At 70.5% G+C, this 26,163-nt stretch carries 23 protein-coding genes, 1 tRNA gene and 1 pseudogene; 10 read left to right on the top strand and 15 right to left on the bottom strand.

All coding sequences use genetic code 11. The features are described 5' to 3' along the window. Positions 1-8 precede the first annotated feature (8 nt). Both ACFV9D_RS12575 and ACFV9D_RS12570 read right to left on the bottom strand, forming a co-directional pair. Positions 9-482: a carboxymuconolactone decarboxylase family protein gene (locus ACFV9D_RS12575; RefSeq protein ID WP_385144555.1), complete on the bottom strand. Its 474-nt coding sequence runs from the start codon at positions 480-482 to the stop codon at positions 9-11. Positions 483-579: 97 nt separating this feature from the next. Continuing rightward, positions 580-1,233 carry a DsbA family protein gene (locus tag ACFV9D_RS12570; protein ID WP_385144553.1) on the bottom strand — a complete coding sequence of 218 codons (654 nt, stop codon included), beginning with the start codon at positions 1,231-1,233 and terminating at the stop codon, positions 580-582. Between the two features lie 167 nt (positions 1,234-1,400). Between ACFV9D_RS12570 and ACFV9D_RS12565 the strand changes: the two genes are divergently transcribed. Continuing rightward, complete coding sequence (locus ACFV9D_RS12565) at positions 1,401-2,792, top strand: NAD(P)/FAD-dependent oxidoreductase (protein WP_385144551.1); 1,392 nt, start codon at positions 1,401-1,403, stop codon at positions 2,790-2,792. 46 nt (positions 2,793-2,838) lie between these two features. Here ACFV9D_RS12565 and ACFV9D_RS12560 read toward each other — a convergent pair whose 3' ends face one another. Then, complete coding sequence (locus ACFV9D_RS12560) at positions 2,839-4,926, bottom strand: restriction endonuclease (RefSeq protein WP_385144549.1); 2,088 nt, start codon at positions 4,924-4,926, stop codon at positions 2,839-2,841. Positions 4,927-5,018: 92 nt separating this feature from the next. Then, positions 5,019-5,094: transfer RNA gene (locus tag ACFV9D_RS12555), tRNA-Thr, on the bottom strand. 158 nt (positions 5,095-5,252) lie between these two features. Here ACFV9D_RS12555 and ACFV9D_RS12550 point away from each other — a divergent pair. The 4 genes from ACFV9D_RS12550 to ACFV9D_RS12535 all read left to right on the top strand — a co-directional run bounded on the left by ACFV9D_RS12550 (position 5,253) and on the right by ACFV9D_RS12535 (position 9,494). After that, positions 5,253-6,656 (top strand): RNA-guided endonuclease InsQ/TnpB family protein, encoded by a 1,404-nt coding sequence (locus tag ACFV9D_RS12550; RefSeq protein WP_385144547.1) that lies wholly within the window; start codon positions 5,253-5,255, stop codon positions 6,654-6,656. A gap of 359 nt (positions 6,657-7,015) precedes the next feature. Further along, a complete protein-coding gene (locus tag ACFV9D_RS12545; RefSeq protein ID WP_385144545.1) occupies positions 7,016-8,113 on the top strand; it encodes an ABC transporter ATP-binding protein in 1,098 nt (365 codons plus the stop codon). Between the two features lie 200 nt (positions 8,114-8,313). Then, entirely contained in the window at positions 8,314-8,727 is a 414-nt protein-coding gene (locus ACFV9D_RS12540) for a hypothetical protein (protein ID WP_385144543.1), read from the top strand. A gap of 50 nt (positions 8,728-8,777) precedes the next feature. Next, positions 8,778-9,494, top strand: coding sequence for an NDP-sugar synthase (locus ACFV9D_RS12535; protein WP_385144541.1), 717 nt, complete (start codon positions 8,778-8,780; stop codon positions 9,492-9,494). A 120-nt stretch (positions 9,495-9,614) separates the two neighbouring features. Here ACFV9D_RS12535 and ACFV9D_RS12530 read toward each other — a convergent pair whose 3' ends face one another. The 6 genes from ACFV9D_RS12530 to ACFV9D_RS12505 all read right to left on the bottom strand — a co-directional run bounded on the left by ACFV9D_RS12530 (position 9,615) and on the right by ACFV9D_RS12505 (position 16,008). Further along, complete coding sequence (locus ACFV9D_RS12530; RefSeq protein ID WP_385144539.1) at positions 9,615-11,177, bottom strand: DoxX family membrane protein; 1,563 nt, start codon at positions 11,175-11,177, stop codon at positions 9,615-9,617. A 144-nt stretch (positions 11,178-11,321) separates the two neighbouring features. Then, entirely contained in the window at positions 11,322-12,281 is a 960-nt protein-coding gene (gene rlmB, locus ACFV9D_RS12525) for a 23S rRNA (guanosine(2251)-2'-O)-methyltransferase RlmB (protein ID WP_385144537.1), read from the bottom strand. Between the two features lie 99 nt (positions 12,282-12,380). After that, positions 12,381-13,781 carry a cysteine--tRNA ligase gene (cysS, locus tag ACFV9D_RS12520; protein ID WP_385144535.1) on the bottom strand — a complete coding sequence of 467 codons (1,401 nt, stop codon included), beginning with the start codon at positions 13,779-13,781 and terminating at the stop codon, positions 12,381-12,383. Between the two features lie 122 nt (positions 13,782-13,903). Further along, entirely contained in the window at positions 13,904-14,398 is a 495-nt protein-coding gene (gene ispF / locus ACFV9D_RS12515) for a 2-C-methyl-D-erythritol 2,4-cyclodiphosphate synthase (RefSeq protein WP_385144533.1), read from the bottom strand. Beyond that, positions 14,388-15,137 (bottom strand): 2-C-methyl-D-erythritol 4-phosphate cytidylyltransferase, encoded by a 750-nt coding sequence (gene ispD / locus ACFV9D_RS12510; RefSeq protein WP_385144531.1) that lies wholly within the window; start codon positions 15,135-15,137, stop codon positions 14,388-14,390. Before ispD ends, ispF begins: the two co-directional genes overlap by 11 nt. 388 nt (positions 15,138-15,525) lie before the next feature. After that, positions 15,526-16,008, bottom strand: a complete 483-nt coding sequence (locus ACFV9D_RS12505) for a CarD family transcriptional regulator (protein WP_003953493.1) — start codon at positions 16,006-16,008, stop codon at positions 15,526-15,528. 728 nt (positions 16,009-16,736) lie between these two features. Between ACFV9D_RS12505 and ACFV9D_RS12500 the strand changes: the two genes are divergently transcribed. Further along, positions 16,737-17,393, top strand: a complete 657-nt coding sequence (locus ACFV9D_RS12500) for a DUF461 domain-containing protein (protein WP_385144529.1) — start codon at positions 16,737-16,739, stop codon at positions 17,391-17,393. Positions 17,394-17,542: 149 nt separating this feature from the next. Here the strand turns inward: ACFV9D_RS12500 and ACFV9D_RS12495 are convergent, their stop codons facing one another. Both ACFV9D_RS12495 and ACFV9D_RS12490 read right to left on the bottom strand, forming a co-directional pair. Beyond that, complete coding sequence (locus tag ACFV9D_RS12495; RefSeq protein WP_017242433.1) at positions 17,543-18,223, bottom strand: response regulator transcription factor; 681 nt, start codon at positions 18,221-18,223, stop codon at positions 17,543-17,545. Continuing rightward, the gene (locus tag ACFV9D_RS12490; RefSeq protein WP_385144527.1) at positions 18,220-19,449 is read right to left on the bottom strand and encodes a sensor histidine kinase; all 1,230 of its coding nucleotides are present in this window, start codon (positions 19,447-19,449) and stop codon (positions 18,220-18,222) included. The genes ACFV9D_RS12495 and ACFV9D_RS12490 overlap by 4 nt, the downstream gene beginning before the upstream one ends. A 263-nt stretch (positions 19,450-19,712) precedes the next feature. Between ACFV9D_RS12490 and phoU the strand changes: the two genes are divergently transcribed. Both phoU and ACFV9D_RS12480 read left to right on the top strand, forming a co-directional pair. Then, the gene (gene phoU, locus ACFV9D_RS12485; protein WP_385144525.1) at positions 19,713-20,393 is read left to right on the top strand and encodes a phosphate signaling complex protein PhoU; all 681 of its coding nucleotides are present in this window, start codon (positions 19,713-19,715) and stop codon (positions 20,391-20,393) included. A gap of 143 nt (positions 20,394-20,536) precedes the next feature. Beyond that, positions 20,537-20,692, top strand: a complete 156-nt coding sequence (locus ACFV9D_RS12480) for a hypothetical protein (RefSeq protein ID WP_385144523.1) — start codon at positions 20,537-20,539, stop codon at positions 20,690-20,692. A gap of 122 nt (positions 20,693-20,814) precedes the next feature. Here ACFV9D_RS12480 and ACFV9D_RS12475 read toward each other — a convergent pair. After that, a pseudogene (locus ACFV9D_RS12475) lies at positions 20,815-21,268 on the bottom strand (GNAT family N-acetyltransferase). A gap of 93 nt (positions 21,269-21,361) precedes the next feature. Between ACFV9D_RS12475 and ACFV9D_RS12470 the strand changes: the two are divergent. Further along, positions 21,362-21,868, top strand: a complete 507-nt coding sequence (locus ACFV9D_RS12470; protein WP_385144919.1) for a hypothetical protein — start codon at positions 21,362-21,364, stop codon at positions 21,866-21,868. Between the two features lie 405 nt (positions 21,869-22,273). On the opposite strand, the gene ACFV9D_RS12465 is transcribed toward ACFV9D_RS12470, so the two are convergent. Next, positions 22,274-23,032: a phosphoglyceromutase gene (locus tag ACFV9D_RS12465; protein WP_385144521.1), complete on the bottom strand. Its 759-nt coding sequence runs from the start codon at positions 23,030-23,032 to the stop codon at positions 22,274-22,276. Positions 23,033-23,157: 125 nt separating this feature from the next. Between ACFV9D_RS12465 and ACFV9D_RS12460 the strand changes: the two genes are divergently transcribed. Then, positions 23,158-24,483: an MDR family MFS transporter gene (locus tag ACFV9D_RS12460; RefSeq protein ID WP_385144519.1), complete on the top strand. Its 1,326-nt coding sequence runs from the start codon at positions 23,158-23,160 to the stop codon at positions 24,481-24,483. Here ACFV9D_RS12460 and ACFV9D_RS12455 read toward each other — a convergent pair. Beyond that, positions 24,473-26,143, bottom strand: a complete 1,671-nt coding sequence (locus tag ACFV9D_RS12455; RefSeq protein WP_385144517.1) for a glycosyl hydrolase family 28-related protein — start codon at positions 26,141-26,143, stop codon at positions 24,473-24,475. The two genes, ACFV9D_RS12460 and ACFV9D_RS12455, sit on opposite strands and share 11 nt — an antisense overlap. Positions 26,144-26,163: the final 20 nt, after the last annotated feature.

Genomic DNA, 26,163 nt, shown 5'->3' with positions numbered 1-26,163 from the left:
TCCGATTCTCAGTGGAACTGCCCGGCCACGTAGTGGCCGGCCGGCTGCTGGGTGATGACGTTCAGCCGGTTCGCCGCGTTCATGAAGGAGATCAGAAACACCAGAGCGGTGAGCTGATCCTCGTCGAAGTGCTTGCCCGCAACCGCCCACACCTCGTCACCGACCCCGCCCGCCCCGTCCGCGATCCGCGTCCCCTGCTCCGCCAGCTCCAGCGCGGCACGCTCGGCCTCGGTGAACACCGTCGCCTCCCGCCACGCCGCCACCAGGTGCAGCCGCACCGAAGTCTCCCCCGCGGCGGCAGCCTCCTTCGTGTGCATGTCGATGCACATGGCGCAGCCGTTGATCTGGCTCACACGCAGCGACACCAGCTCCCGCGTCGCGGCCGGCAGCGACGAGTCCGTGATCGCCTTGCCCGCGGCCATGAGGTGCTTGATGGCCTTGCCCGCGGCCGGGTTGGTCAGGAAGTTCAGTCGCGCGTCCATGGTGTGCTCCTCCGTCGTCGTCCGTGCCTACACCCCCTGAGACGAGACAGCCCGACCCCCTGTGACACACCCCCATGTGACCCGCGTCTCAGACGACTCACACCCCCGCATCCCTCAACACCCGCGCGAAACCCTCCTGGTCGTACAACGCGTTCCCGGCCGCCACCGCCTCCCCGTCGATCAGCACCGTCGGCGTCCCACCCACCCCCGACTCCTCGAACGCCCGCTCAGCCGACGCCACCCACCCCTTGTACGTCTCCTCCCGCACCGCCCGGTCGAACACCGCCCCGCGCAAGCCCTCCACCCGATCCGCCACCCGCAACGGATCCTCCGCCCCACCACCCGCGAACAACGCAGCCTGGTACTCCACGAACTTCCCCGCCTCCACCGACGCCCGCAACGCGTTCGCCGCCCGCGCCGACGCCGTACCCCCCGTCCGCGCGTCCAGGAACGACGCCACGACGTACTCGATCCGCACCTTCCCCGCGGCCGCCGCCTCCGCCAGCGCCACGCCCCCGCCCTCCTCGAACCTCGCGCAGTAGCTGCACCGCGGATCCAGATACACCCGCACCGTGTGCGGCGCCTTCGCCTCCCCGACAACGATCCTCGGCCCCTCCACCACGGTCGACAGACCGGCCGAGGCCACCCTCGCAACCTCGACGGACGAAGCCGAACACCCCACCCCCGCAAGCCCGACGACCCCGGCCACGGCCAGCGCCACGACAGCACGAACCCTCCTGCGTACGGGCATGAAACGGTCCTTTCGGAACGACGAAATCCGCACCCCCGAACCTAGGCGCGCACCCCCCGCCCACCCCGCCGCCGAAAGACCCCGATCCAAGGGCCCAAGGCCCCCAACCCATCCAGTAACCTCCCGCCCACACCTCTCCGTACGCATGACTCGCATCGAGGAACACCATGAGCAGCACGGTCAACGGCGGCATCTCGTTCTGGTACGCACAAGACGGCACCCCCGCCCCCCGCGAGCCGCTGCCCGGCGACACCACCGCCGACGTCTGCATCGTCGGCGGCGGCTACACCGGCCTCTGGACCGCCTACTACCTCAAGAAGGCCGTCCCCTTCCTCAACATCACCCTCCTCGAAGCCAAGTTCTGCGGCTACGGAGCCTCCGGACGCAACGGCGGCTGGCTCTACAACGGCATCGCCGGCCGCGACCGCTACGCCACACTCCACGGCCACGAAGCAGCGGTCCGCCTCCAGCACGCCATGAACGAAACGGTCACCGAAGTCATCCGCGCCGCGGCCGAGGAAGGCATCGACGCCGACATCCACCAAGGCGGCGTCCTCGAGATCGCCCACTCCCCCGCCCAGCTCGCCCGCCTCAAGGACTTCCACACCGTCGAGCTCGCCTTCGGCGAAAAGGACCGCGAACTCTACGGCGCCCGCGAAACCGCCGACCGCATCCGCGTCACCGGCGCCGTCGGCTCCAGCTGGACCCCCCACGGAGCCCGCCTCCACCCCGTGAAACTCGTCAAGGGCCTCGCCGCCGCCGTCGAAGCCCTCGGCGTCACCATCCACGAATCGACCCCCGTCACGGAGATCAAGCCCAAGCACGCGATCACCCCGTACGGCACCGTCCGCGCCCCGTACGTCCTGCGCTGCACCGAAGGCTTCACCGCCTCCCTCGCCGGCCAGCGCCGCACCTGGCTCCCCATGAACTCCTCCATGATCGCCACCGAGCCCCTCACCGACGCCCAATGGGAATCCATCGGCTGGAACGGCCTCGAAACCCTCGGCGACATGGCCCACGCCTACATGTACGCCCAGCGCACCGCCGACGGCCGCATCGCCCTCGGCGGCCGCGGCGTCCCCTACCGCTACGGCTCCAAGACCGACAACGACGGCCGCACCCAACCCCAGACCATCGAGGCCCTCCGCGAGATCCTCATCCGCTTCTTCCCCTCCCTCGCCGGCCTCGGCATCGCCCACGCCTGGTCCGGCGTCCTCGGCGTCCCCCGCGACTGGTGCGCCACCGTCACCCTCGACCGCTCCACCGGCCTCGGCTGGGCCGGCGGCTACGTCGGCTCAGGCGTCACCACCACCAACCTCGCCGCCCGCACCCTGCGCGACCTGATCCAACAGGACTCCGGCCAGTCCGGCCCCACGGACCTGACCACACTCCCCTGGGTCAACCACAAGGTCCGCAAATGGGAACCGGAACCCCTGCGCTGGCTCGGCGTCCAGACGATGTACGCCGCCTACCGCACGGCCGACCGCCAGGAATCCACCACCCACACAGCGACAACGTCCCGCATCGCCCAACTGGCCGACCGCCTCTCCGGCCGCTGACGCCGAACGAAGGCCCGGGCCGGTCGAACCGACCCGGGCCGCACCCTCACTCCACCTCGATACCGAAGTCCCCCACCAGCTCCTCGAGCCCGCCCCGGTAACCCTTCCCGCCCAGCACGAAATCCCAGTCGCCCCCCGCCCTCCGCCGAAACGAACCCAACACCAGCGCCGTCTCCCCCACGCGGCCCTCCGACACCTCCAACCGATCCAGCTCCACCCCCGAATCGTCGCGCAGCCTCACCCCCGCATCGACGAACCCCGCCAGATCCGCCTCCGGATTCACCTCAGGATCGATCGCCGCCACCAGAACCAGCCGGTCCGCGCGCTCGGGCAACGCGTCAAACCCCACCCGTAGCGCCGCCTTGTCCCCCGACGGCGCCGCCACCATCGCCACCGAGCCATCGGGCGTCACCCGGTTGTTGAAGAAGACGAAGTACTCATCCCCCAGCACCCGACTCCCCTCACACACCAGCGCACACACATCCAGCGCCACCGAACCGGACCACACCATCCCCAGCACATTGAAGTCCTCGGCCGCCTCGGGCGAAGACTCCGGCGCCACCGGCACTGCAACCGGCTCCCCAGAACCCAGCCGCCCGCGCAATCCATGCTGATGGAGCAAATCCACCAGCTCCACTCCCGAGATCAGAGTCAGCGGCTTCCCATTGGCGAAGGTGACAGACCCCGGACCGAACCCCGACGTCGTCACCAGCACCCCCTTGTTCGCACCGGCCCCCTGAACCGTCCCGTACAGATCACGCACCGCACTCGGCGGCACCGTGTTCCGATACCGCTTCGCCTGCACGATGATCGACCCACCACTGATCGGATCCGGATCCAGCGCCTCCACATCCACACCGCCATCGTTGGACCGCCGCGTCGTCACCGCCTGCAGCCCCCGGGCCCGAAACAACTCGGCCACCAGTCCCTCAAACGCGATCGGATCCATCGCCAACAGATCAGGCTCCTCACCTTCCCCGTGCGAGACCACCCCCGAGCCCACCTGCTCCGGCACCAGGAGAGGCTGCACGGCCACCCGCTCATCGGGCTTCGCCGACAACCGACCGGCCAGCGCCCCCGTCAGGCAATCCACCGCACTGACCAACTCAAGATTGAGCCCGTCGAAAACAGCACGCTCCACCATCACCGAAGCCACACAGACACGCGCAGCCAACCCCGTCGCCGGATCCACCCCATCCACGACCCCGTTCAGCGCCACACCATCCAGGACCCCGAACCGGTCGGCGGCAAACAGCTCACGCACCGCGAGCAGCACACTCTGCGCCACCACATCCCGATACAACGCCCGCCGCTGCGTCACCGGCCGCGGGACCTCCTTCTCCTGGTCCGTGCTGGGCAGATACTTGATGCCCTTGGCCTCCGGCACCACGTCGTATCCCGGCAGTTCCCAGTCCAGCACCAGCCCCCGAGCCGCACGGTCGTACGCAGCGGACACCTGCCGCGGAAACCCCTCCGGCCAAGCCGCCGCCGCATACAACACCGCCGAGAAGAACTCGACCACGGTCTCCGGGTCCCCTGCCCGCAGCGACTCCACCATCCCCGCGATCCCGCTGTTGTGATCCCGGATCTCCGCCAGCCGCCCCGCAGCCCACTCGTCGTACTGTCGCCGATACGCCGCCAACTGCTGCTGCCGCTGCCCCTCCGCCGCCTGCGCCGCGTACCAATCCCGCTCGAACCGCGCCCGCGCCTCCTGCTCCGCCTGCGCCCGCCCCGACGCCGTCCAGCCACCCTGCGCCTGATAGTTCCGCTGGTCCGGCATCACCACCGGCTGAGCAAGCGCCCCCGGCGCGAACGGCTCGATCTCCTCCGGCCGCCGCATCGACTCCACACTGAACGCCGCAGCCCGACACCCCCGAGCCAACAGCCCCGACAACACCTCGACCCGCTCGTCCAGCTCCCGCGTCCGCCGCAACGCATCCGCATCACGATGCTGCCGATACGCGACCCGCTGCTCCCGCTGCATCCGCGCCACATCACGCTCATGCGCCCGCTGCGCCCGCTCCGCGTCCCGCTGCTGCCGCACAACCGCCTGAAGCTGCCCCTCCCGCTCCCGCTGCGCCAACCGCTGCGCCTCTGCCCAGGCCCCGATCAACCCACTGGAACGCCGACTCATCGGCCGCACCCCTCCCCAGAAACACCCCAGCCAGATATGCCCCCGTAACGCACAAGTGTCCCGGACCTGAGTGGTCCGGGACACGAGATTGCTGGAGCCGCCTGCCGGAATCGAACCGGCGACCTACTGATTACAAGGCAGTGGCTCTGCCAACTGAGCTAAGGCGGCATCGCGCGCTTCGCCCGCGCGCGAGGGGCTCCCCCACTCTACACAGCACCGCGAACTGCCAGCCAAGAACTTCACGACCGCCGTAACCACCCGACCAGACGTTCGTTGATCGGACTGGAGTGCCGTTCCGACTATCGGACAGCAGGGCGGGAGGGGCTATGACGGAGGCACCGGAGGAGACGGCGGTACGTGTCGTCGGCGCCGAGGCCAAGCGCGTGAAGCGGGAAGCGCTGGGTATTGGCGACCGACGCAAGCATCAGGCTCGCGCGGCGGTGCCGATGCAGCGCCGGGCCAAGGAGCCCGGGACACAGCAGCGTGTCTACCGCTACCGCTTCTACCCCACCCCCAACCAGGCCGAGCAGCTGCTCCAGACCTTCGGTGCCTGCAGGTGGGTCTACAACGAGGGCCTGGCCTTGCGGTCGGGCGCCTGGGAGCAGCACCGCGTGTCGGTGGGGTTCGCGGAGACCTGCCGGGCGTTGACGGGCTGGAAACGGGAGGACGGGAGGGAGTGGCTGCGGGAGGTGTCGTCGACGGTGTTGCAGCAGGCGCTGCGGCATCTGGACGGGGCGTTCTCGCGGTTCTTCAAGCAGATGGCGAAGTACCCGAAGCGTAAGAAGAAGGGTCGGTCACGGGATTCGGCGACGTACGTGCGGACCGGTTTTCGGTGGGTGGAAGATCCGGAGCGACCGGGTACGGGTCTGGTGACGCTGGCGAAGCAGTCATCGCCGCTCGACATCCGCTGGTCGCGCCCGTTGCCCACGGGTCAGGTACCGGTGCGGTTGAACGTGACGCGGGATCGCGCCGGGCGTTTCTTCCTCTCGGTGTTGGTCGAGGAGCGGATCGAGCCTCTGCGGCCGGCGTTCCTGCCTGGTGGGTGCGAGCCGAAGGCGGTGGGGCTGGATCTGGGCCTGGCGGCACTGGTGACCTTGGACGACGGTTCGGTACTTGAGCATCCACGTCTGTTGAAGAAGTACGGGGAGGAGCTGGCCCGCCGCCAGCGGGCGCTGCATCGAAAGAAGAGGGGGTCGAAGAACCGGGGGAAGGCCAGGGAGCGCATCGCGCGCCTGTACTCACTCATCGGCGATGTCCGCAGGGACCTGCTGGATCAGTTCACCACCCGCCTCGTGCGCGAGAACCAAGTGCTCGTGGTGGAGGACCTGCCCATCGCCGATCTCATGCGTCCGGCCGTCGGGAAGGGCCGTCGCCGGAAGGCGAAGTTGAATCAGACGATCAGAGATGCGGCCTGGGGTGAGCTGCTGCGGCAGCTGCGCTACAAGTGCAAGTGGTACGGCCGGACGCTGGTGATCGTGGATCGCTTCTTCCCGTCGACACGCCGCTGCTCGGCCTGTCACACGAAGGGGCCTCGACTGGACGTGTCGGTCCGGGAGTGGGTCTGCGGTGAGTGCGGTGTCATGCACGGGAGGGACAAGAACGCGGCCGTGAACCTCCGGGACGAGGGGATGCGGCTGTACTGGCTGGTGGCGGCTGCCTTGCCACCGGGCAGGTCAGCGCCTTCGGTGATCCGGGCATCGGAGCTGCCGGACGCTGTCCCGGCCGCGTAGGACGAAAGTGCGGTACGGACCGACGGGCCGTCGGCCGGAATGCCCGTGGAGCCCGTGTGAGACCGGCCCGGTACAGCCCCCAGGGTCGCACCGGATCGGCAATGGGTGTTGAAGCAGGAAGCGTCACGTGCGTGGCAGGGCCAAAAATCACGCGCTCTACCTCGCAGAGACGCCAGGTCACAAGTGGGGTGCTCTGCCTCCGTCGAGCCGCCCCCTCGAAAATCTCTCCGCCTCCGACTGCTGACAGATCGGACATCGCCAAGGTAGCGTCACGGACAGTTCACTCCGGTGGACTAGACCCATCCTTCCTTTACAACGGATCGTCCGGCACGTTCCTGCCGGTGAAGGGACACATCACCATGGCTTCTGTCACGTTCGACAAGGCGACCCGGCTCTACCCGGGTTCCGACAAGCCCGCCGTCGACCAGCTCGAGATCGAGATCGAGGACGGCGAGTTCCTCGTCCTCGTCGGGCCCTCCGGCTGCGGCAAGTCGACCTCCCTGCGCATGCTCGCCGGTCTGGAGGACGTCAACGGCGGCTCCATCCGTATCGGTGACCGCGACGTCACGCACCTGCCGCCGAAGGACCGGGACATCGCGATGGTGTTCCAGAACTACGCGCTGTACCCGCACATGACCGTCGCCGACAACATGGGCTTCGCGCTCAAGATCGCCGGCGTCAACAAGAGCGAGATCCGCGCCAAGGTCGAAGAGGCCGCGAAGATCCTCGACCTCACGCCGTACCTGGACCGCAAGCCGAAGGCGCTCTCCGGTGGTCAGCGGCAGCGTGTCGCCATGGGGCGCGCGATCGTGCGTGAGCCGCAGGTGTTCCTCATGGACGAGCCGCTGTCGAACCTCGACGCCAAGCTCCGTGTGTCGACCCGTACGCAGATCGCGTCGCTCCAGCGCCGGCTCGGCATCACCACGGTGTACGTCACCCACGACCAGGTCGAGGCCCTCACCATGGGCGACCGCGTGGCCGTGCTGAAGGACGGTCTGCTCCAGCAGGTCGACTCGCCGCGGAACATGTACGACCGTCCCGCCAACCTCTTCGTCGCCGGCTTCATCGGCTCCCCGGCCATGAACCTGATCGAGGTGCCGATCACCGAGGGCGGTGTGAAGTTCGGCAACAGCGTCGTCCCGGTCTCCCGTGACGCGCTCTCCGCCGCCTCCGCCAAGGGCGACACGACCGTCACGGTCGGCATCCGCCCCGAGCACTTCGACGTCTCGGGTGCCACCAGCAAGGAGGGCCTGGCCGTCTCCGTGAACGTCGTCGAGGAGCTCGGCGCCGACGGTTACGTCTACGGTTCCGCGCGTGTCGGCTCCGAGGACAAGGACCTGGTCGTCCGTGTCGGTGGCCGTGCCGTGCCGGAGAAGGGCTCCACGCTGCACGTCGTGCCGCGCCCGGACGAGCTGCACGTCTTCTCCACCTCGACGGGTGAGCGTCTCTCCGACTGACCCTGCGCCCCCGAGCAGCCGCTGAACGGCCCCGCATCTGTTGCAGATGCGGGGCCGTTCGCCCTTGTCGACAAATACCCCGGCACAACCGTCACTTCGGACACCTTCGTCAACACGGGATTCGAAAAGCCGCTTCGAACCATCCCCCGCGAGAGTGACTAAATGTCGCCATATCACTACCGGCCGCTACGCTCGCCTGCGTGACGCACACTGCCCGCCGAATCGGCCGCTCTCTCGCTCTCGTCCTGCCCGTCGTCCTGGTGCTCTCCGGGACGCTCGCGGTGTCCGCCGTTCCGTGGGCCGGTCAGGCCTCCGGGACCCAGATGCTCACCGCGTCCTCGGAGGACGTCTCCGTCCCCGCCAAGTCCCGTGCTCCGCAGGATATTCTGCGCGACCGCCTGCTCGCAGAGCTTCAGGAGAAGGACCCCGGCACCGCGTTGACGCACCTCCAGCGCGAGGTCGAGAACAGCCCGTCGCTCGCCAAGCACTGCATGTCCATCGCCCGCGCCCTCGGCAAGGCGGCCGTGCGGCACTACGGCCCCACCCGCGCCCAGTCCTACTCCCGCCCGGTCTGCGACACCTCCTTCGCGACCGGCGTGATGTACGCGAGCTGACGCCGCGACCCTGAACGGCTCCCTCGCGAGGTGCGCATATCGTTCCCGGTATGGATACCTCTCCGACGCAGGCCGTGGTCCTGGCGGGCGGCCAGGGCTCGCGCCTGCGCCCGTACACCGACGACCGCCCCAAGCCGATGGTCGAGATCCCGGGCACCGGGACCCCGATCATCGGCCATCAGCTGTCCTGGCTCGCCGCCGAGGGCGTGACGGATGCCGTCGTGTCCTGCGGCCATCTCGCCGAGGTGCTCCAGGAGTGGCTGGAGGGCGCCGATCTGCCGCTCCGTGTGACGACCGTCGTCGAGTCGGAGCCGCTGGGCCGCGGCGGCGGTCTCAAGTACGCCGCCGCGCATCTGCCTGAGCCCGGGCAGCCCTGGTACGCCACGAACGGCGACATCTGGACCCGTTTCTCCCTGCGCGAGATGGCCGAGTTCCACGCGGAGCGGGACGCCACCGCCACGCTCGCCCTCGCCCGCCCCCGGATCCCGTGGGGCGCGGTGGAGACGGACACCTTCGGGCACATCACCGACTTCATCGAGTCGCCGCCGTCGCCGTTCCTCATCAACGCGGGCGTGTACGTGTTCTCCGCGGAGTTCACGGAGTTGCTTCCGGACCGGGGCGACCACGAGCGCACCACGTTCCCCCGGCTGGCGCGCGAGCGCCGCCTGGCGGGCTTCCCGCTGCCCCAGGGGGCCTACTGGCGGGCGATCGACACCGCGAAGGACCTGACCGAGGCGGCGAAGGAGCTGGCCTCTCAGGGGGTCTGACAGCGCTTCGTACGTACAAGAGCAGCGCTTCGCACGTACGAGAAGGCAGCGCTCCGTACGTACGAGAAGGGCGGCACCACTCTGAAGTGGTGCCGCCCTTCTCCGTACGGACCCGGTACCTCAGCCCAGCAGGCCGCCGATCGGGTTCCGGTTGCCGCCGGAGGTCGCGCCGCTCGTGGGGTCGCTGGTCCCGGTCCCGCCGCCGTTGCTCGTACCGCCCGAGCTGGTCGGCCCGGAGCTGCTGGACGGCGGGGCCGCGGGCCGCGACTGGGTCGGGGAGCTGTCCGTGCCGCGGGTGGCCGTCGGGCGGCTCTCCGAGATCCGGCCGGTCTCCCGTACGGTCTCGCTCGGCTCGGCCGTCTTGTCGTCCTCGCGCTCGCCGCTCGCGCCGGCCGTCGCGGACGGCTTGGGCCGGGTGGAGGCGGACTGGGAGGGGCTGCGCTCGCCGGGCTCCTGCGGGAGGGTGCGGCCGGGCAGGTGGTTGATCGGGTCGTCGTTGGGGCCGGGCACGGTGACCATCTCGGCGGACCGTACGGCGCCGCCGAGCATCGAGCCGATGAGCAGCGTGAGGCCGACGACGACGGAGGCGACGAGGGCGCCGCGGCGCAGGACGCGGCGGCGCAGCTCCCACAGTTCGGAGCGGGGTCCGAGGGTGCGCCAGGCTTCGCCGGCGAGGCGGCCGTCGATCGAGTAGACGGGGGCGCCGGCGATGATCAGCGGGGACCAGGCGGCGAGGAAGATGATGTCGGCGGAGTCGTAGACCGGGACGGACTTCCAGCTGACGGTCAGGATCAGGGCGGCGGAGAGCAGGGCGCCGATGACGGCGGCGACCCGCTGCCAGAGTCCGAGGACGGTGAGGACGCCGACGACGACCTGGAGGAAGGCGACGGTCAGGCCGGCGCCGACGGGGTGCTGGAGGGCGAAGTCGCGGAGGGGTTCGGCGAGGGCCCAGGGGTTCAGCGAGTTGAGCCACTTGACCATGGAGCCGCGTTCGCCGCCGTCGAAGTAGACGGGGTCGCAGAGCTTGCCCATGCCGGCGTAGATGGAGATGAAGCCGAGGAAGACGCGGAGCGGGAGGAGGACGACGCCGAGGTTCATCCGGCGCCCGGGGTAGTAGGCGTGCCGGACGGGGTCCGCGCCGTGGCGGTGCGGCCGGTCGCGGTACTCGTCGTCCCCGTCCTGGCGGGGCCCGGGCTCGTCGCCGCGGGTCGCCTCGTACGGGCCGCCGTGCCGGCCGCCGCCGTACGGCCCGCCGTCGTACGGACCGTCGTAGGCGCCTTCGGCGCGCCGCATGGGCGGCAGCAGCGGGGGCGCGTCGGCGGTGACGACCGGGCTTTCCATGGTGTCGTCGATGCGCGGGATGGCCTGGGTGATCCCTGCGTCCAGCGGTTCCAGCGTCGAGACGGAGGACTCGCGGACGGCCTGGAGCAGTCCCGTGGCGCCGGGCGCGGACTTTCCGGTCCAGACGACGGGGCGGCGGCGGCCCGCGGACGTATCCGCCGGTGTCCCCAGGGCGGAGAGCCGGGAGGCGGCGGCGAACTTCGGCTGTTGGGCCGGCGCGAGCCGCACACGGAAGCTGGCGTGGTTCACGATGACCTGCGCGGGGTCGGAATCCACTTTGACCATGCTCAGCGCGGGCTGATCGTCGAACCCCGGCCGGGGCGTTCTGGTGTCCACACTCATCTAACCGAGTGACGCGGGTTTAGGACACTGCCTTGACGGTCCCGGAATGTCCGAGACCCGTCAAGATCGCCACTGGCGCGCGGGGGTACGGGAAAGGGCCCAGCTCAGCGAGGTGGGCCCGTCCCGGTGTACCGCTGTGGGTGGTCAGTTGGAGCGTCGGCGGGCGACCTCGTAGAGGACGATGCCCGCGGCGACACCGGCGTTCAGCGACTCGGCGCCACCGGGCATCGAGATGCGGACGCGGTAGTCGCAGGTCTCGCCGACGAGGCGGCCGAGGCCCTTGCCCTCGCTGCCGATGACGATGACGACGGGGCCGTCGAGCGCCTCCAGGTCCTCGACCGTGTGCTCGCCGTCGGCGGCGAGGCCGACGACGGTGAGGCCCTCCTTCTGGAAGCCCTCCAGGGCCCGGGTCAGGTTGGTGACGCGGGAGACCGGGGTGCGGGCGGCGGTGCCGGCCGAGGACTTCCAGGCGCCGGCGGTCATGCCGGCCGCGCGGCGCTCGGGGACGACGACGCCGTGACCGCCGAAGGCGGAGACGGAGCGGACGATCGCGCCGAGGTTGCGGGGGTCGGTCACGCCGTCGAGGGCGACGATCAGCGGGTCCTCGTGGGCGTCGTAGGCGGCCGCGGTGAGGTCCTCGGGGTGTGCGTACTCGTACGGCGGGACCTGGAGGACGAGGCCCTGGTGGTTCAGGCCGTTCGTCATCCGGTCGAGCTCCTGGCGCGGGGCCTCCATCAGGTTGATGTTGCCCCGGTCGCCGGCGAGCTTGAGGACGTCGCGGACGCGCTCGTCGTTGTCGATGAACTGCTGGACGTAGAGCGTGGTCGCGGGGACGCCGTCGCGCAGCGCCTCGAAGACCGGGTTGCGGCCGACGACCATCTCCGAGGTGCCCTTGGGGCCGCCGCGGCGCGGGGCGGGGCGGCGGGCGGCGGCGTGCTTGGCCTGCGCGTTGGCGATGCGGTTCTTCTTGTGACCCTTGCGGGCGGAGGCGGGCGGCGTGGGGCCCTTGCCCTCGAGGCCCTTGCGCCGCTGGCCACCGCTGCCGACCGTCGCGCCCTTCTTGTTGGACGTGCGGCGGTTCCTGCGCTGGCTGTTCCCGGCCATGACTACCTAATCCTCGGTGTTGCGTACGCCGCTACGTGGCAGCTGCGTACATAGGTCTGTAAGTGAAGTGTGCCGCCCGGCTCCCCGAGCGGCACATCATCAGCGGTTGCCCAGTGTCCAGCGGGGGCCGTCGGGGCTGTCCTCGATGGCGAGGCCGGACTGGCTCAGCTGGTCGCGGATCGCGTCCGCGGTGGCCCAGTCCTTGCGCTCGCGGGCCGATTCGCGCTGCTGGAGCACGAGCCGTACGAGGGTGTCGACGACGCCGTGGAGCTCCTCGCCGCGGTCGGTCTCCTCGGCCCAGTGCGGGTCGAGGGGATCGAGGCCGAGGACGCCGAGCATGGCCCGGACCTCGCCGAGGCGGGCGATGGCCTCGTCCTTGTCGTCGGCCGCGAGCGCGCTGTTGCCCTGGCGGACGGTGGTGTGGATGATCGCGAGCGCCTGCGGGACGCCCAGGTCGTCGTCCATCGCCTCGGCGAAGGCGGGCGGCACCTCGGAGGCGGGCGGGACGTTCTTGCCGGCCTTCTCGGTGACGCGCTGGACGAAGCCCTCGATGCGCGCGAACGCGGACTCGGCCTCGCGCAGGGACTCCTCGCTGTACTCGATCATCGAGCGGTAGTGCGGGGTGCCCAGGTAGTAGCGCAGGACGATGGGGCGCCAGTTCTTGACCATCTCGGAGACGAGCACCGAGTTGCCGAGCGACTTGGACATCTTCTCGCCGCTCATGGTGACCCAGGCGTTGTGCACCCAGTACGAGGCGAAGTCGTCGCCGTAGGCCTGGGCCTGGGCGATCTCGTTCTCGTGGTGGGGGAAGATCAGGTCGAGGCCGCCGCCGTGGATGTCGAAGGCGGAGCCGAGGTACTTGTGGGCCATGGCCGAGCACTCCAGGTGCCAGCCGGGCCGGCCGCGGCCCCACGGGGTCTCCCAGTCGGGCTCGCCGGGCTTGGTGGCCTTCCACATGGCGAAGTCGCGCGGGTCGCGCTTGCCGGTGATGCCTTCCTCGCTGGGCTGGCGCAGGTCGTCGATGTCCTGGTTCGACAGCTGCAGATAGCCCGGGAAGGAGCGGACGTCGAAGTAGACGCTGCCGTCGGCCTCGTAGGCGTGTCCGCGCTCGATGAGGCCGCGCATCATCTCGACCATCTCGGTGACGTGGCCGGTGGCGCGGGGCTCGTAGGTGGGCGGGAGGCAACCGAGCGCGTCGTAGCCGGAGTTGAAGGCGCGCTCGTTCTCGTAGCCGATGGACCACCAGGGGCGGCCCTGGTCGGCGCCCTTGGCGATGATCTTGTCGTCGATGTCGGTGACGTTGCGGATGAACGTGACGTCGTAGCCGCGGTAGTCGAACCAGCGGCGCATGATGTCGAAGTTCAGCCCCGAACGGATGTGGCCGATGTGCGGGGCCGCCTGGACGGTGGCGCCACAGAGGTAGATCGAGACGGCGCCCGGTGTGAGCGGGATGAAGTCACGGATCTGCCGGGCGCTGGTGTCGTACAGGCGAATAGTCACCACTCCAGGGTAGTGGGCGTGTGGTAGTGCCCCGCGCACGATTCGGGGACGCGTCACGTTCGTGGGCGTGTTGCGCCGGGACCGGGCGTCCCCCGGACGGGATCCGGGGGACGCGGGCGGCGTCAGGCCGTGCGGTACACCAGCGCGGTCGCGATCGCCGCGAGGCCCTCCGCGCGACCGGTGAGGCCGAGGCCGTCGGTCGTGGTGCCGGAGACGGAGACGGGCGCGCCGACCGCGGCGCTCAGCGCCTTCTGGGCTTCGTCGCGGCGCTTGCCGACCTTCGGGCGGACGCCGATGACCTGGACGGCGACGTTGCCGATCTCGTAGCCCTCGGCGCGGACGATGCGGGCGGCCTCGGTGAGGAGCGTGACGCCGGACGCGCCGGACCACTCGGGGCGGGAGGTGCCGAAGTGGGCGCCGAGGTCGCCGATGCCGGCGGCGGAGAAGAGCGCGTCGCAGGCGGCGTGGGCGGCGACGTCGCCGTCGGAGTGCCCGGCGAGCCCGTACTCCTCGCCCTCCCAGAGGAGGCCCGCGCACCAGAGCTCGCGACCCTTCTCGAAGGCGTGCACGTCGGTGCCGATGCCAGTACGGGGGATCAGGGGGAGCTCAGAAGCCATCGTTGGCCCTCCTGCGGGCGAGTACGGCCTCGGCCAGTACGAGATCGAGCGGACGGGTCACCTTGAACGCCTCCTCGTGGCCGGGTACGACCACGACGGGCGCGCCGAGCCGTTCGACCATGCCGGCGTCGTCGGTGGCGCCGTCGCCGGTGAGGGCGACGGTCGCGTGCGCGTTGACGAGGGTCTCGTAGTCGAAGCCCTGCGGGGTCTGGACGGCGCGCAGCCGGGAGCGCTCGGGCGTGGCGACGACGCTCTCGGGGTCGCCCTTCTTCTCCGCGGGCTCGACCTCCTTGACGGTGTCGGCGACCGGGAGGGCGGGGACGACGGCGACGGCGCCGTCCCGGACCGCCTCGATGACGGCGTCGACGGTGTCGACGGGGACGAGGGGGCGGGCGGCGTCGTGCACGAGGACGGTGGTGACGCCTTCGGGCAGCGCGTCGAGGCCGAGGCGTACGGACTCCTGGCGGGTGTCCCCGCCGGGGACGACCACGTAGTCGGTGCGCTCGGGCAGCGCGTGGGCGTCGAGGAGGTTCTTGACCTCGGCGGCGCCGTCGGAGGGGGCGACCACGACGACGAGCGAGACGGCGCGGGAGGCGGCCATCGCCCGGACGGCGTGGATGAGCATGGGGGTCCCGTTCAGCGCGCGGAGCGCCTTGGGGGCGCCCGGGCCGAGTCGTACGCCCCGGCCCGCCGCGGGGATCACAGCGGCGGTGCGCGCGGGACGCGTTTCGTCTGTCATCGGTTGCACTCCGGCAGGTTTGTTTGCTCGGCCGACATGGGTATGGCCTCACCGTGCTGGACGCGACGCCTTGACCGGGCCCTTTCCGTGACGACGGTCGGGGCGTATCGCGCGGCACAGGGGATGTGGCACGTGAGGACGCGAGGGGGGCGGGTGTAGCAGCGCCGTGGACGGCCGGCCGCGAGACGGCGGACGTCCGGCGACGGATCGCCGATGCGGCGAAGGTCGATCCGGCGGATCTCTACGTGGTGGAACTCGACGCGGTGGATCTCGATGCCGCGGATCTCGACGCGGTGGATGAGTCGCACGGACGCGAACATGCCGCAGCGCCCGGCGACAGCGCTGTGAGGTTCACAGCACGTCAGCGGGCACCGCGGCATCGCTTCATTCAGGACGCGAGGACTTCGTCGAGGAGAGCCTCGGCCTTGTCCTCGTTCGTGTTCTCCGCGAGGGCCAGCTCGCTCACCAGAATCTGCCGAGCCTTGGCGAGCATCCGCTTCTCACCTGCGGAAAGTCCGCGCTCGCGCTCCCGGCGCCACAGGTCACGGACTACTTCGGCGACCTTGATGACATCGCCGGAGGCGAGCTTCTCGAGATTTGCCTTGTAGCGCCGGGACCAGTTCGTCGGCTCTTCGGCGTACGGCGCACGCAGCACCTCGAAGACCCGGTCCAGCCCGTCCTGACCAACCACATCGCGAACACCGACGAACTCCGCATTGTCCGCCGGCACACGAACCGTCAGGTCGCCCTGGGCGACCTTGAGCACCAAGTAGGTCTTGTCCACGCCTTTGATCTGGCGAGTTTCGATGGCCTCGATCAGCGCGGCCCCGTGATGGGGATAGACCACGGTGTCGCCAACCTTGAACGTCATGTGACAGGTACCCCTTCCGTGGCTATCCAGGGTAACACGGATACGGCTTCTTCTGAATGGCGTTTTCGCAGGTCAGGGCATATCTCGGGGCTTGACAACAGCAACGCGAACGTGCTGCGGAGGGCTTGCGGAAGGCGGTATTCGCAGGTCGGAGCGGCTGCACGGACGGAGAGAAACACGCACGTTACACCCGTCCGGAGCGCCGCGAAGGGGGAGCGATGTCCCGTTTTGCCCGGTTCGGGTCGAGCATCTTCACGTACTCCGTTCGAGGATCGGCCACCCGTACGGATGCTTCCGGGGGCGAATCCCGAATTGATCACCCGAGGGGCCGAGCGGGTTTTTCCCCGGAGCGGGCGGAGGAATGCACGGACGGCCCCCGAATTGATCAAGGCTGTTATGTGAACGGCGAGCCAATGGGGCGTGATCCGGCCATCACGGCGGACGCGGGGAGGGTGCGAGGAGGTCGGAGGGGAGAGCGCGAGGGAGGGTGCGAGAAGGACCCGGAGGGGTTCCGGGGAGCATCCGAAGGGGGTCCGGGGAGGGCCTGAGGAAGGTCCGGAGAGGGCCCGGCCGCGCGAAGGGGCGGGTCGGGTGCGGGACGGCAGGTGCGGCTCGGTAACCTAAGCGCGCTGACGCACCTTTAGCTCGCCCTTAGCCGGTTGGTCCTCAGCTCGACCCCCAGCCGGCCGCCCTTAGCCCGTCCGTACGTCCTAGGAGTTGCCGCCGCCGTGAGCCGCAGCCTTCGACGCGGCGCTCTCGCCGCCACCGCCATCGTGTTCTCGATCGCCTCGCTGTCCGCCTGTGGCGCGGGCAACGACGCGCAGACGCTCGGCGTGCGGCCGGACAACGCCGCCGTCACCGTGGACGATGTCAAGATCCAGAACGCGCTCGTGATCACCCAGCCGACCGCCGGTGCCGCAGGCCCGGCCGTCGTCTCGGCGACGGTCTTCAACAACGGCCGCGCGCCCCAGACGCTCGACTCGATCACCCTGGAGGGCTCCTCCTCGCCGGTGAAGCTCAAGGCCGCCGAGGGCACGGGCCCGATCACCGTCCCCGCGGGCGGCTCGGTCGTCATCGGTGGCGAGGGCAACGCCTCCGCCACGATCGAGAACGGCCACGAGGCCGTGAAGGACGGCAACGTCCAGAAGGTCGTCTTCAAGCTGAGCCAGACCGGCGACGTGAGCCTGCAGGCGTTCGTCGTCCCGGCGACCAGCTACTTCAAGGAGTACGGCCCCACCGAGATCCCGAAGCCCCCGGCCGCCACGCCGACGGGCACGGCGACGCCGACCGGCGAGGCGGGCCACGGCGCCGAGGGCGGCTCCACGGCCACCCCGTCGGGCACCGCCACCCCGTCGGGCGATGCCAGCCACTCGGCCGGCCACTGACGCACCCGTACGCGAAAGGGGCGCCCCACCGGATCACTCCGGCGGGGCGCCCTTTCGTACGCGTCCGGCCCACGGCCCACGGCTCGGGTGCTCGGCTCTACGACTCCGGCCTACGACTGCGGCCCACGGCTCGGGCCTACGGCTTCGGTCTACGGCTCGAACTTGTAGCCCAGGCCGCGCACCGTCACCAGGTAGCGCGGCGCACCCGGGTCGGGCTCGATCTTCGCCCGGAGGCGCTTCACGTGGACGTCGAGGGTCTTGGTGTCGCCGACGTAGTCCGCGCCCCAGACCCGGTCGATCAGCTGCATACGGGTCAGGACGCGGCCCGCGTTCCGCAGCAGCATCTCCAGGAGGTCGAACTCCTTCAGCGGGAGGTCGACCTTGCCGCCGGAGACCGTGACGACGTGGCGGTCCACGTCCATACGGACCGGGCCGGCCTCCAGGGCCGCGGGGGTGACCTCCTCCGGCTCTCCGCGGCGGCGCAGGACCGCGCGGATGCGGGCGACCAGCTCCCGCGAGGAGAAGGGCTTCGTCACGTAGTCGTCGGCTCCTATTTCCAGGCCGACGACCTTGTCGATCTCGCTGTCCTTGGCGGTCACCATGATCACCGGGACGTTCGAGCGGCCGCGCAGCTGGCGGCACACCTCGGTGCCGGGCAGGCCCGGCAGCATCAGGTCGAGGAGGACGAGATCCGCTCCATTGCGCTCGAACTCGTCGAGGCCGTCGGGCCCGGTCGCGGCGACCGCGACCTCGAAGCCTTCCTTGCGGAGCATGTAGGACAGGGCGTCGCTGAAGGATTCCTCATCCTCGACGACGAGCACTCGGGTCACGGAAGGACCTCCGGGGCAGGGAGCGGTTCGGTCATGAGATCGGGGGTGGGGGAGGCGGGCGGGCGGCGGTCCCGTACGGCGCCCGCCTCGGGCAGCCGCAGGGTGAACGTGGAGCCCTGGCCTTCGGTGGACCAGACCGTGACCTCCCCGCCGTGCGAGGCGGCCACGTGCTTGACGATGGCCAGGCCGAGCCCCGTGCCTCCGGTGGCGCGGGAGCGGGCCGGGTCGACGCGGTAGAAGCGCTCGAAGATGCGCTCCTTGTCCTTGTCCGGGATGCCGATGCCCTGGTCGGTGACCGCTATCTCGATGAGGTCGCCGCCGGGCGCGGCCACGCGGCGGGCGGCGATGCCCACCCGCGTACGGGCTGGTGAGTAGTTGACGGCGTTCTCGACGAGGTTGCCGAGAGCGGCGGCGAGCTGGCCGCGGCTGCCCCAGACGAACAGGTCGGACACCCCGCCGGAGACCATGGTGATCTGCTTCGTCGAGGCGGTGTGCCGGGAGCGGTCGATGGCCTCGGCGACCAGTTCGTCCACCCGTACGGGCTCGGAGTCCTCCAGCGGGTCGTCGTTCTGCACCCGCGAGAGGTCGATGAGTTCCTGTACGAGATTGGTGAGCCGGGTCGCCTCTATCTGCATGCGGCCGGCGAAGCGGGTGACCGCCTCGGGGTCGTCCGAGGCGTCCATGACGGCCTCGGAGAGCAGCGAGAGCGCACCTGTAGGAGTCTTGAGCTCGTGACTCACGTTGGCGACGAAGTCGCGCCGTACCGCTTCGATACGGCGGGCCTCGGTGAGGTCCTCGACCAGGAGCAGCACCAAGCGGGAGCCGAGCGGTGCCACGCGGGCGGAGACGGCGAGGGCCTCGCCGCGTCCGGTGCCGCGCCGGGGCAGGTCGAGCTCGACCTGTCGTATCTCTCCGTCACGGCGGGTGTCGCGGGCCATGTTGAGCATGGGCTCGACGGCCAGCTTTCCGCCGCGGACCAGGCCGAGGGCGTACGCCGCCGAGCTGGCCTTGACCACGGAGTCGCTCTCGTCGAGGACGACCGCGGAGGAGCGCAGCACGGACAGCACGGTGTCGACGCCGGGCGGGAGCACGGCATCGGTGTGCAGGGAGGTCCGGGTGGGCCGCGCCTGGTCGCGCTCGCTCCAGCGGAACGCCAGCATGGCGATCACGCCGGTGCACACCCCGGCGATCGCGGCCAATGCGGCGACCGCCGCGTTCACGTCCATGTCCTCAAGGTTATGCGGGTCGGCAGACTCTCTCCCAGCCGTCCGAGTGGCTGCTCGAACAGTCGTCGCCCAGAGTTCACCGTGGGGACCGTGGTGGTTCATTTGGACCGAGCGGAACAGCGGCGCAGGTCGCCCAGAGTTCACCGGGGTGAAAGGGCTCATTCACTTGGGGTGGAGGAGCCCGACGCGTAGGGGCCCGAACGTGGGAGCGTGGGGGTCCGAGCCCCACTGGGACCCCGGACATCTGTGAGAGAGGGACATCGATGCGGGACGCGTACCACGAGGAACTTGACTCGATCGGCGAGGGCCTGGTCGAGATGGCCCGCCTTGTCGGGTCGGCGATCGGGCGCGCCACGACGGCGATGCTCGACGCCGATCTGAAGCTCGCGGAGAGCGTGATCGCGGCTGACCAGAAGGTCGACGATCTGCAGCACGACCTGGAGGCCCGGGCGATAGCGCTGCTCGCGCGGCAGCAGCCGGTGGCGACGGACCTGCGGATCGTGGTGACCTCGCTGCGGATGAGCGCGGACCTGGAGCGGTCGGGCGACCTGGCGCAGCACGTGGCGAAGCTGGCGCGGCTGCGGTTCCCGGCCACGGCGGTGCCGCGTGACCTGCACGCGACGATCCTGGAGATGGGGCAGCTGGCGCAGCGCCTGATGGCGAAGGCGGCGGAGGTCATCATCACGAAGGACGTCGACCTGGCGCTCCAGCTGGAGCAGGACGACGACGAGATGGACCTGCTGCACCGGACGCTGTTCCAGCACCTGATGGACGACCGCTGGAAGCACGGCATCGAGACGGCCGTCGACGTGACGCTGCTCGGCCGGTACTACGAGCGGTTCGCCGACCATGCGGTGTCGGTGGCGAAGCGCGTGGTGTACCTGGTGACGGGCGAGCACGCGGACGAGCTGCAGCAGGCGGACTCTCCGGTCGAGGGCGCGTAGCCCCAGGCGGGCGGCGGGCGTGCGACGGCGGGGCGTGCAGCCCCGCGGGGGCGGCGCTCGCACTCCTGTGCGCCGTTGATGCGCCCGGTGGGGTGGGCATGCAATGGGGAGAAGGCGACCTACGCCTTCGAGGAGGGACCCCCATGGCCGATTCCGCCACCACCGACCCCCAGCCCTTGCAGGAGGCGCCGCGCGACGCGGTCTTCCTGCCCGTCCTCGGCGCCTGCGGGTGCGGCTCGGGCTGCGGCTGCGGCTGCCAGTCCGGCGGTCCGTGCCAGTGCGGGGGCTGCTCCGGTTAGGCGCGTGCGACGAACAGGCCCCGCCCGGTCATCCGGGCGGGGCTTCGCCGTAGAGGGATGGTGTGGGCTGGGGACACGCGTCGTACGGGCGCGGGGGTCGTACTTCGCACGGGGCGGGGGCGTCACACGTCGAGGACGCCGACGGTCTGGCCGCCACTCGCCTCCCCCGTCGTACGGAACCCCTGCTTGAGATAGAACTCCCCCGGCCCGTCCTCGCCCGGCTCCCAGGACACGTACATCTGGCTCGCCGCGCCGCCGTATCTCCTCGCGGACGGCCTCGACGGCGAAGCGCCCGTACCCCTTGCCCTGGCGATCGGCGGCGATGTTGAGCCGCCAGAGGTCGTCGGGGTCCTTCTTGGGGGCCCACTGGATGTCGAGGAAGGCCATCAGGAAGCCCACGAGCTCGTCCCCGTCGAAGATCAGCCGGGGCCAGGCGGAATCACCGAAGGCGTACGCCTCCGCCAGGGAGGTCGCGACGGGCGCGACGTTCTTCTCCTGGTGGGGGTGGACGCGCAGGGCGAGCGCGTCGTCGACGTTGTCGGGGGTGATCTTCTCCAGGCGGAGCGCGGTGGGCATGCGCGGAGGCTACTGACCGTCGACGATCAGCGCCCGCGAATTTTTCCGATCTTCTGGCCGCGGCTGCGGCGTGGGCCACAGAATGCGTCCGTGATGACATGGACCGGTCGCCTGCTCGCGATCACCGCCGCCCTCGCGGCGATCCCCGCCGTCGCCGGCTGCACCGTTCCCTCCGCCGGGGCGACCGGCATCTCGGTGACGGCGGACGGGCAGCCGCTCGGTGTGATCCTCATGTGCCACGACCACATCGACGGCGCGAGCCTCCACCCCGAGGACGACGATCCGAAGACACAGGACACCGCCGGCCGCTGGCGGCGGACCGAGGCCCTCACCGGCTTCACCACCTGGCCCCTGGCCACGGACACCGACGCCGCCGCCGACGGCTGGACCGTCGAGAAGCCCCTGGGCACGCTGGACCCGGCGCGGACCTACCGCATGTACGGCTGGACGACCGACAGCTCCTGGTCCTCCGCGTCGGTCTCCTTCACCACAGCGGACCTCACGGACCTGACCCCGGGCCAGGTGCGGTACGAGATCGGCGACGTGGTGACCGTCTCCTCGATGGAGAAGTTCCGCAGAACGGTCTGCGACAACTTCTGACGACGCCGCCCGTGTGACGGCCGATCACTTCCTGGACGCGCGGCGCGCGGTCCGGTGGGGCATCCCGCGATAGATCACCCAGAGACTGGACAGAACCAGCAGCGCTCCACCGATCGGCCAGCCGACGGACCGCCGGCGCGGTAGTCCTCGATGCCGCCGGTGAGAAGGAGGACGGAGACGGGAAGCGCTGCCCAGTCGAGAGCTCGGCTCAATCTCGGGGGAATCGAAGGCTCGTTCACGCCTCGATCCTGACAGGACACTCGCCCCCTCCACCAGCCCTCACGCCCGACGGCGCCCCCTCACGGCGCAGGCGCCGTACCCGACAACACACGGCCCCCGGCATGAAGAAGCCCCCCGCTCCGCCGGGAACCGGCAGGGCGGGGGGCTTCTCAAGAGGTCAGGAATTTACTTCTTGCCCTGGTTCTTCACGGCCTCGATCGCCGCCGCCGCGGCCTCCGGGTCCAGGTACGTGCCGCCCGGCTTGATGGGCTTGAAGTTCTCGTCGAGCTCGTACGCCAGCGGGATGCCCGTCGGGATGTTCAGGCCCGCGATGTCCTCGTCCGAGATGCCGTCCAGGTGCTTGACCAGGGCGCGCAGGCTGTTGCCGTGGGCCGCGATCAGGACCGTGTGGCCGTCCAGGAGGTCCGGGACGATGCCGTCGTACCAGTACGGCAGCATGCGGTCGACGACGTCCTTCAGGCACTCCGTGCGGGGGCGGAGCTCCGGGGGGATCGTCGCGTAGCGCGGGTCGGCCGACTGGGAGAACTCCGTGCCGTCCTCGAGCGCCGGCGGCGGGGTGTCGTACGAGCGGCGCCAGAGCATGAACTGCTCCTCGCCGAACTCCGCGAGCGTCTGCGCCTTGTCCTTGCCCTGGAGCGCACCGTAGTGGCGCTCGTTCAGGCGCCAGGAGCGGTGGACCGGGATCCAGTGGCGGTCGGCGGACTCCAGCGCCAGCTGCGCCGTGCGGATGGCGCGCTTCTGGAGGGAGGTGTGCAGTACGTCGGGCAGCAGGCCGGCGTCCTTCAGCAGCTCACCGCCGCGGACCGCCTCCTTCTCGCCCTTCTCGGTGAGGTTGACGTCCACCCAGCCGGTGAACAGGTTCTTCGCGTTCCACTCGCTCTCGCCGTGGCGGAGGAGGATCAGCTTGTACGGTGCGTCGGCCATGCGTCCGAGCCTAATCGACGCCCGACGCTTGACGCTCCCCGTCAATTCGCTGGCGTCCAGGATGAGAGATGCGTAAGTTACGAGGGCCGTTAGAGGGACTTACGTACGCAGGGGGCCGGCCACACATGTCCATCGACTCGCTCAGACGATCAGCGCGCGCGACCGTCTCCGGGCTCCCCGGCGGTTTCTGGTGGCTGTGGCTCTCCACCCTGGTCAACCGCACCGGCGCCTTCGTCCTCACCTTCCTCTCGCTGTACCTGACCCAGGAGCTCGGACACTCGGCCTGGTTCGCCGGGCTCGTCGTCGCCCTCCACGGTCTCGGCGGCGTCGCCGGATCACCCCTCGGCGGCACCCTCACCGACCGGTGGGGGCGGCGGCCCACCATGGTGACCATGCACCTGGCGGGGGCCGCCTGCGCCGGCGCCCTCGCCTTCGTCACCAGCGCCTGGGGCATCGCCGTCGTCGTCCTGCTCATGGGCGTCGCCATGCAGGGCGTGCGGCCGTCCATCAACGCCACCATCGCCGACATGGTCCCCGAGAACGACCTGCGCCGGGCGTACGCGCTCAACTACTGGGCCCTCAACCTCGGCTTCGCGATCGCCGCCCTCGGCGGCGGCGCCGCGATCTTCCTCGGCTACCGCACGCTGTTCGTCGTCGACGCCGTCGCCACCGTCCTGTGCGCCCTGATCGTCTTCCTCCGGCTGCCCGAGACCCGCCCCGAGGCCAAGCGGGACACCTCCGGCAAGGTCGTCGAGGAACAGCGCCTGAGTGTGCTGACCGTGCTGCGCGACGCCCCCTTCCGCACCCTGGTCCTCCTCAACCTCCTCGTCTGCCTCGTCTTCACCGCCCCCTGGATCGGTCTGCCGCTCTCCATGGCGGAGCAGGGCCTCTCCCCCGCCTCCTACGGCGCGGTCATCGCCGTCAACGGCGTCGTGATCGTCGGCTTCCAGCTCCTGGTCAACAAGGTGACCGACAAGCGCTCGCCGGCCATGCTCCTCACCGTCTCCTCGCTACTCTTCGCCTTCGGCACGGGAGCGACGGCCATCGCCGGGTCGTCCGTCGCCTTCGCCGCCACCGTCGTCGTGTGGACCATCGGCGAGATGGTCCACGTCCCCACCAACGCCGCGGCCACCGCCAAGCTCGCCCCCGAGCACGCCCGCGGCCGCTACCAGGGCGTGATGGGCATGTCCTGGGCGGTGGCCGGCTTCGTCGCCCCGATCCTGGCCGGCTGGGTCGTGGACGGGCCCGGCCCGGACGTCCTGTGGCTGGCCTGCGCGGTCATCGGCTCCCTCGCCGCCGTCGGCTACACCACCCGGCTGCGCAAGGCCCTCACCGAGGACGCCGGCGAGGTCGACAGCACCGGTGACGAGCCGACGCCCGCGCCCGCGCCGGTGAAGGCCGACGGCCCCCAGGACTCCGCCGAGGACCCCACGCCCTCCGTCAGCGCCTGAGCAGGCGCTGCGCCTCGTACAGGTTCCGGGGGCGGACCGCCCCCGGAGTCCCGTACGCCTCCACGCGCGCGTGGAGCTCCCCCGCGAAGTCCGGCACGTCGATCTGGTCGAACTCGCTGACCTCGCTGATGCCGACCGTCGCGCTGTACGGGGCGATCGTGTCGATCTTGACGAGGCCGGCCCGGCCGTTCGTCACCGTCACGTTCCAGTGGGTGAAGCGGGCGCCGTACAGCGGCCCGGCCGAGGCGTCGCCGCCGTGCCGGCCGTTGTTCTCGACCGTGATCTCCGTCCGTACGTTGGCGAACGGCATCCCCCGGTGGGTGTCGAAGGTCCCCATCTCCATGACCCCGCGGGACCAGACGTTGTAGCTGGAGAGCCCCTCCACGTTGATGCCGTGGAGCTGCGTGCCCGCCGGGGCGGGGACGGTACGGGCCGCGATGCGGAAGTCCTCGATGAGGTTGTCGTGCGCGCCCTCGCGACAGAAGTACGGGTGGTGCGCGCCCCGTCCCTCGACCCGGGTGCGCCTCAGAGTGCAGGCGGAGGCGGCGACGAGACCGAAGCCGTTGTCGACATGGCGTACGACGACGTCCTCGGCCCAGCAGTCGTACGCGCACTGGAAGGTGACGCCGTTGTAGCCCTTGTCGAGGAGATGGACGGACTGGGGTGTCTCGACCGCTTCGAGGGTGAGGCCCTCGACGCCCGATCCCGTGAGCGGTGCGGCGAGCGTGGTCAGGCGCGGGTCCCACTCGGGGCGGACGTCCAGCGGGAGGGGACGCTCGAACGTCACCTTCCGGCCGTGCACGGACACCACCCGGACCGGCCACTCGTACGGGACGTACGACGTCAGCTTGGTCTTGTCGTCCCAGTGGTACGCCTCCGGACCCGAGCCGTCGCCCGCCATGTGCTCCAGGAGCGTGTGCTCGGCGTCGTCGGCGAGACGGAGCAGAACCAGCTGCCCCCGGCGCACGGCTGACGGGTCGTCGACCGTCACCGACCAGTCGCCGCGCCGGGCCGGGCGGACGGCGGTCAGGGTCTCCCACTCGTCGCGCTTGTTGCCGGTCCAGCCCTCGAAGGGCCAGGCGCGGGCGCGGACGGCGGCGACGAGGGAGGCGTGCCGGGCGTGCGGGGCGAGCCAGATGAGGCCGCCGGCCCAGGACCAGGCGGACTTGTCGCCGCCGTAGCGCGAACCGTACGGGCCGATCAGCTCGGTGAGGTGCTTCGTGGCGAGCAGCTTGGTGCGCCCCGAGCCCGCGCCGCGCAGGACGACATCGCTGTGGCCGATGTGGAGGAAGTCGTCGATGCGGTACGTGCCGGGCGGGACGAGCACCGTGCCGCCACCGCGCTCCCCCGCCTCGGCGAGGGCCCGGTTGATGGCGGCCGCCGAATCGGCCGAGCCATCGGGGGCGGCCCCGTAGGAGAGGACGTCGGCCACGACCGGCGGCCGGCCCAGCCGGGTCGCGCCCCGGCGGGCGCCGGCGCGGCCCACGTAGGGGATCTGGGGGTGGGTGTACGGGGCGTCCTCGTACTCCTGCCAGAGGCGGGTGGGGCGTGACGCGGTGGGGAGTGACGCGGTGGGGAGTGACGGGGTGAAGCCCGTCGTCGTCGCGGCCACCCCGACGGCCACCGCGCCGCCCACGAACCGTCTCCTGCTGATTCCCATGAGCCCGCCCTCCCACATTC

It is taken from the genome of Streptomyces sp. NPDC059875 (assembly GCF_042731085.1).
Taxonomy (GTDB): Bacteria; Actinomycetota; Actinomycetes; order Streptomycetales; family Streptomycetaceae; genus Streptomyces.
Note: the sequence above shows the minus strand (reverse complement) of the source record. Positions and strands in the feature narration are given on the sequence as shown.

Bases quoted from the DNA above. Each gene is read 5' to 3' on its own strand.
- ACFV9D_RS12575 (WP_385144555.1), bottom strand. From the start codon at position 482: ATGGACGCGCGACTGAACTTCCTGACCAACCCGGCCGCGGGCAAGGCC.
- ACFV9D_RS12570 (WP_385144553.1), bottom strand. From the start codon at position 1,233: ATGCCCGTACGCAGGAGGGTTCGTGCTGTCGTGGCGCTGGCCGTGGCC.
- ACFV9D_RS12565 (WP_385144551.1), top strand. From the start codon at position 1,401: ATGAGCAGCACGGTCAACGGCGGCATCTCGTTCTGGTACGCACAAGAC.
- ACFV9D_RS12560 (WP_385144549.1), bottom strand. From the start codon at position 4,926: ATGAGTCGGCGTTCCAGTGGGTTGATCGGGGCCTGGGCAGAGGCGCAG.
- ACFV9D_RS12550 (WP_385144547.1), top strand. From the start codon at position 5,253: ATGACGGAGGCACCGGAGGAGACGGCGGTACGTGTCGTCGGCGCCGAG.
- ACFV9D_RS12545 (WP_385144545.1), top strand. From the start codon at position 7,016: ATGGCTTCTGTCACGTTCGACAAGGCGACCCGGCTCTACCCGGGTTCC.
- ACFV9D_RS12535 (WP_385144541.1), top strand. From the start codon at position 8,778: ATGGATACCTCTCCGACGCAGGCCGTGGTCCTGGCGGGCGGCCAGGGC.
- ACFV9D_RS12530 (WP_385144539.1), bottom strand. From the start codon at position 11,177: ATGAGTGTGGACACCAGAACGCCCCGGCCGGGGTTCGACGATCAGCCC.
- rlmB (WP_385144537.1), bottom strand. From the start codon at position 12,281: ATGGCCGGGAACAGCCAGCGCAGGAACCGCCGCACGTCCAACAAGAAG.
- ispF (WP_385144533.1), bottom strand. From the start codon at position 14,398: ATGGCTTCTGAGCTCCCCCTGATCCCCCGTACTGGCATCGGCACCGAC.
- ispD (WP_385144531.1), bottom strand. From the start codon at position 15,137: ATGACAGACGAAACGCGTCCCGCGCGCACCGCCGCTGTGATCCCCGCG.
- ACFV9D_RS12505 (WP_003953493.1), bottom strand. From the start codon at position 16,008: ATGACGTTCAAGGTTGGCGACACCGTGGTCTATCCCCATCACGGGGCC.
- ACFV9D_RS12490 (WP_385144527.1), bottom strand. From the start codon at position 19,449: ATGGACGTGAACGCGGCGGTCGCCGCATTGGCCGCGATCGCCGGGGTG.
- phoU (WP_385144525.1), top strand. From the start codon at position 19,713: ATGCGGGACGCGTACCACGAGGAACTTGACTCGATCGGCGAGGGCCTG.
- ACFV9D_RS12480 (WP_385144523.1), top strand. From the start codon at position 20,537: ATGGCCGATTCCGCCACCACCGACCCCCAGCCCTTGCAGGAGGCGCCG.
- ACFV9D_RS12470 (WP_385144919.1), top strand. From the start codon at position 21,362: ATGACATGGACCGGTCGCCTGCTCGCGATCACCGCCGCCCTCGCGGCG.
- ACFV9D_RS12465 (WP_385144521.1), bottom strand. From the start codon at position 23,032: ATGGCCGACGCACCGTACAAGCTGATCCTCCTCCGCCACGGCGAGAGC.
- ACFV9D_RS12460 (WP_385144519.1), top strand. From the start codon at position 23,158: ATGTCCATCGACTCGCTCAGACGATCAGCGCGCGCGACCGTCTCCGGG.
- ACFV9D_RS12455 (WP_385144517.1), bottom strand. From the start codon at position 26,143: ATGGGAATCAGCAGGAGACGGTTCGTGGGCGGCGCGGTGGCCGTCGGG.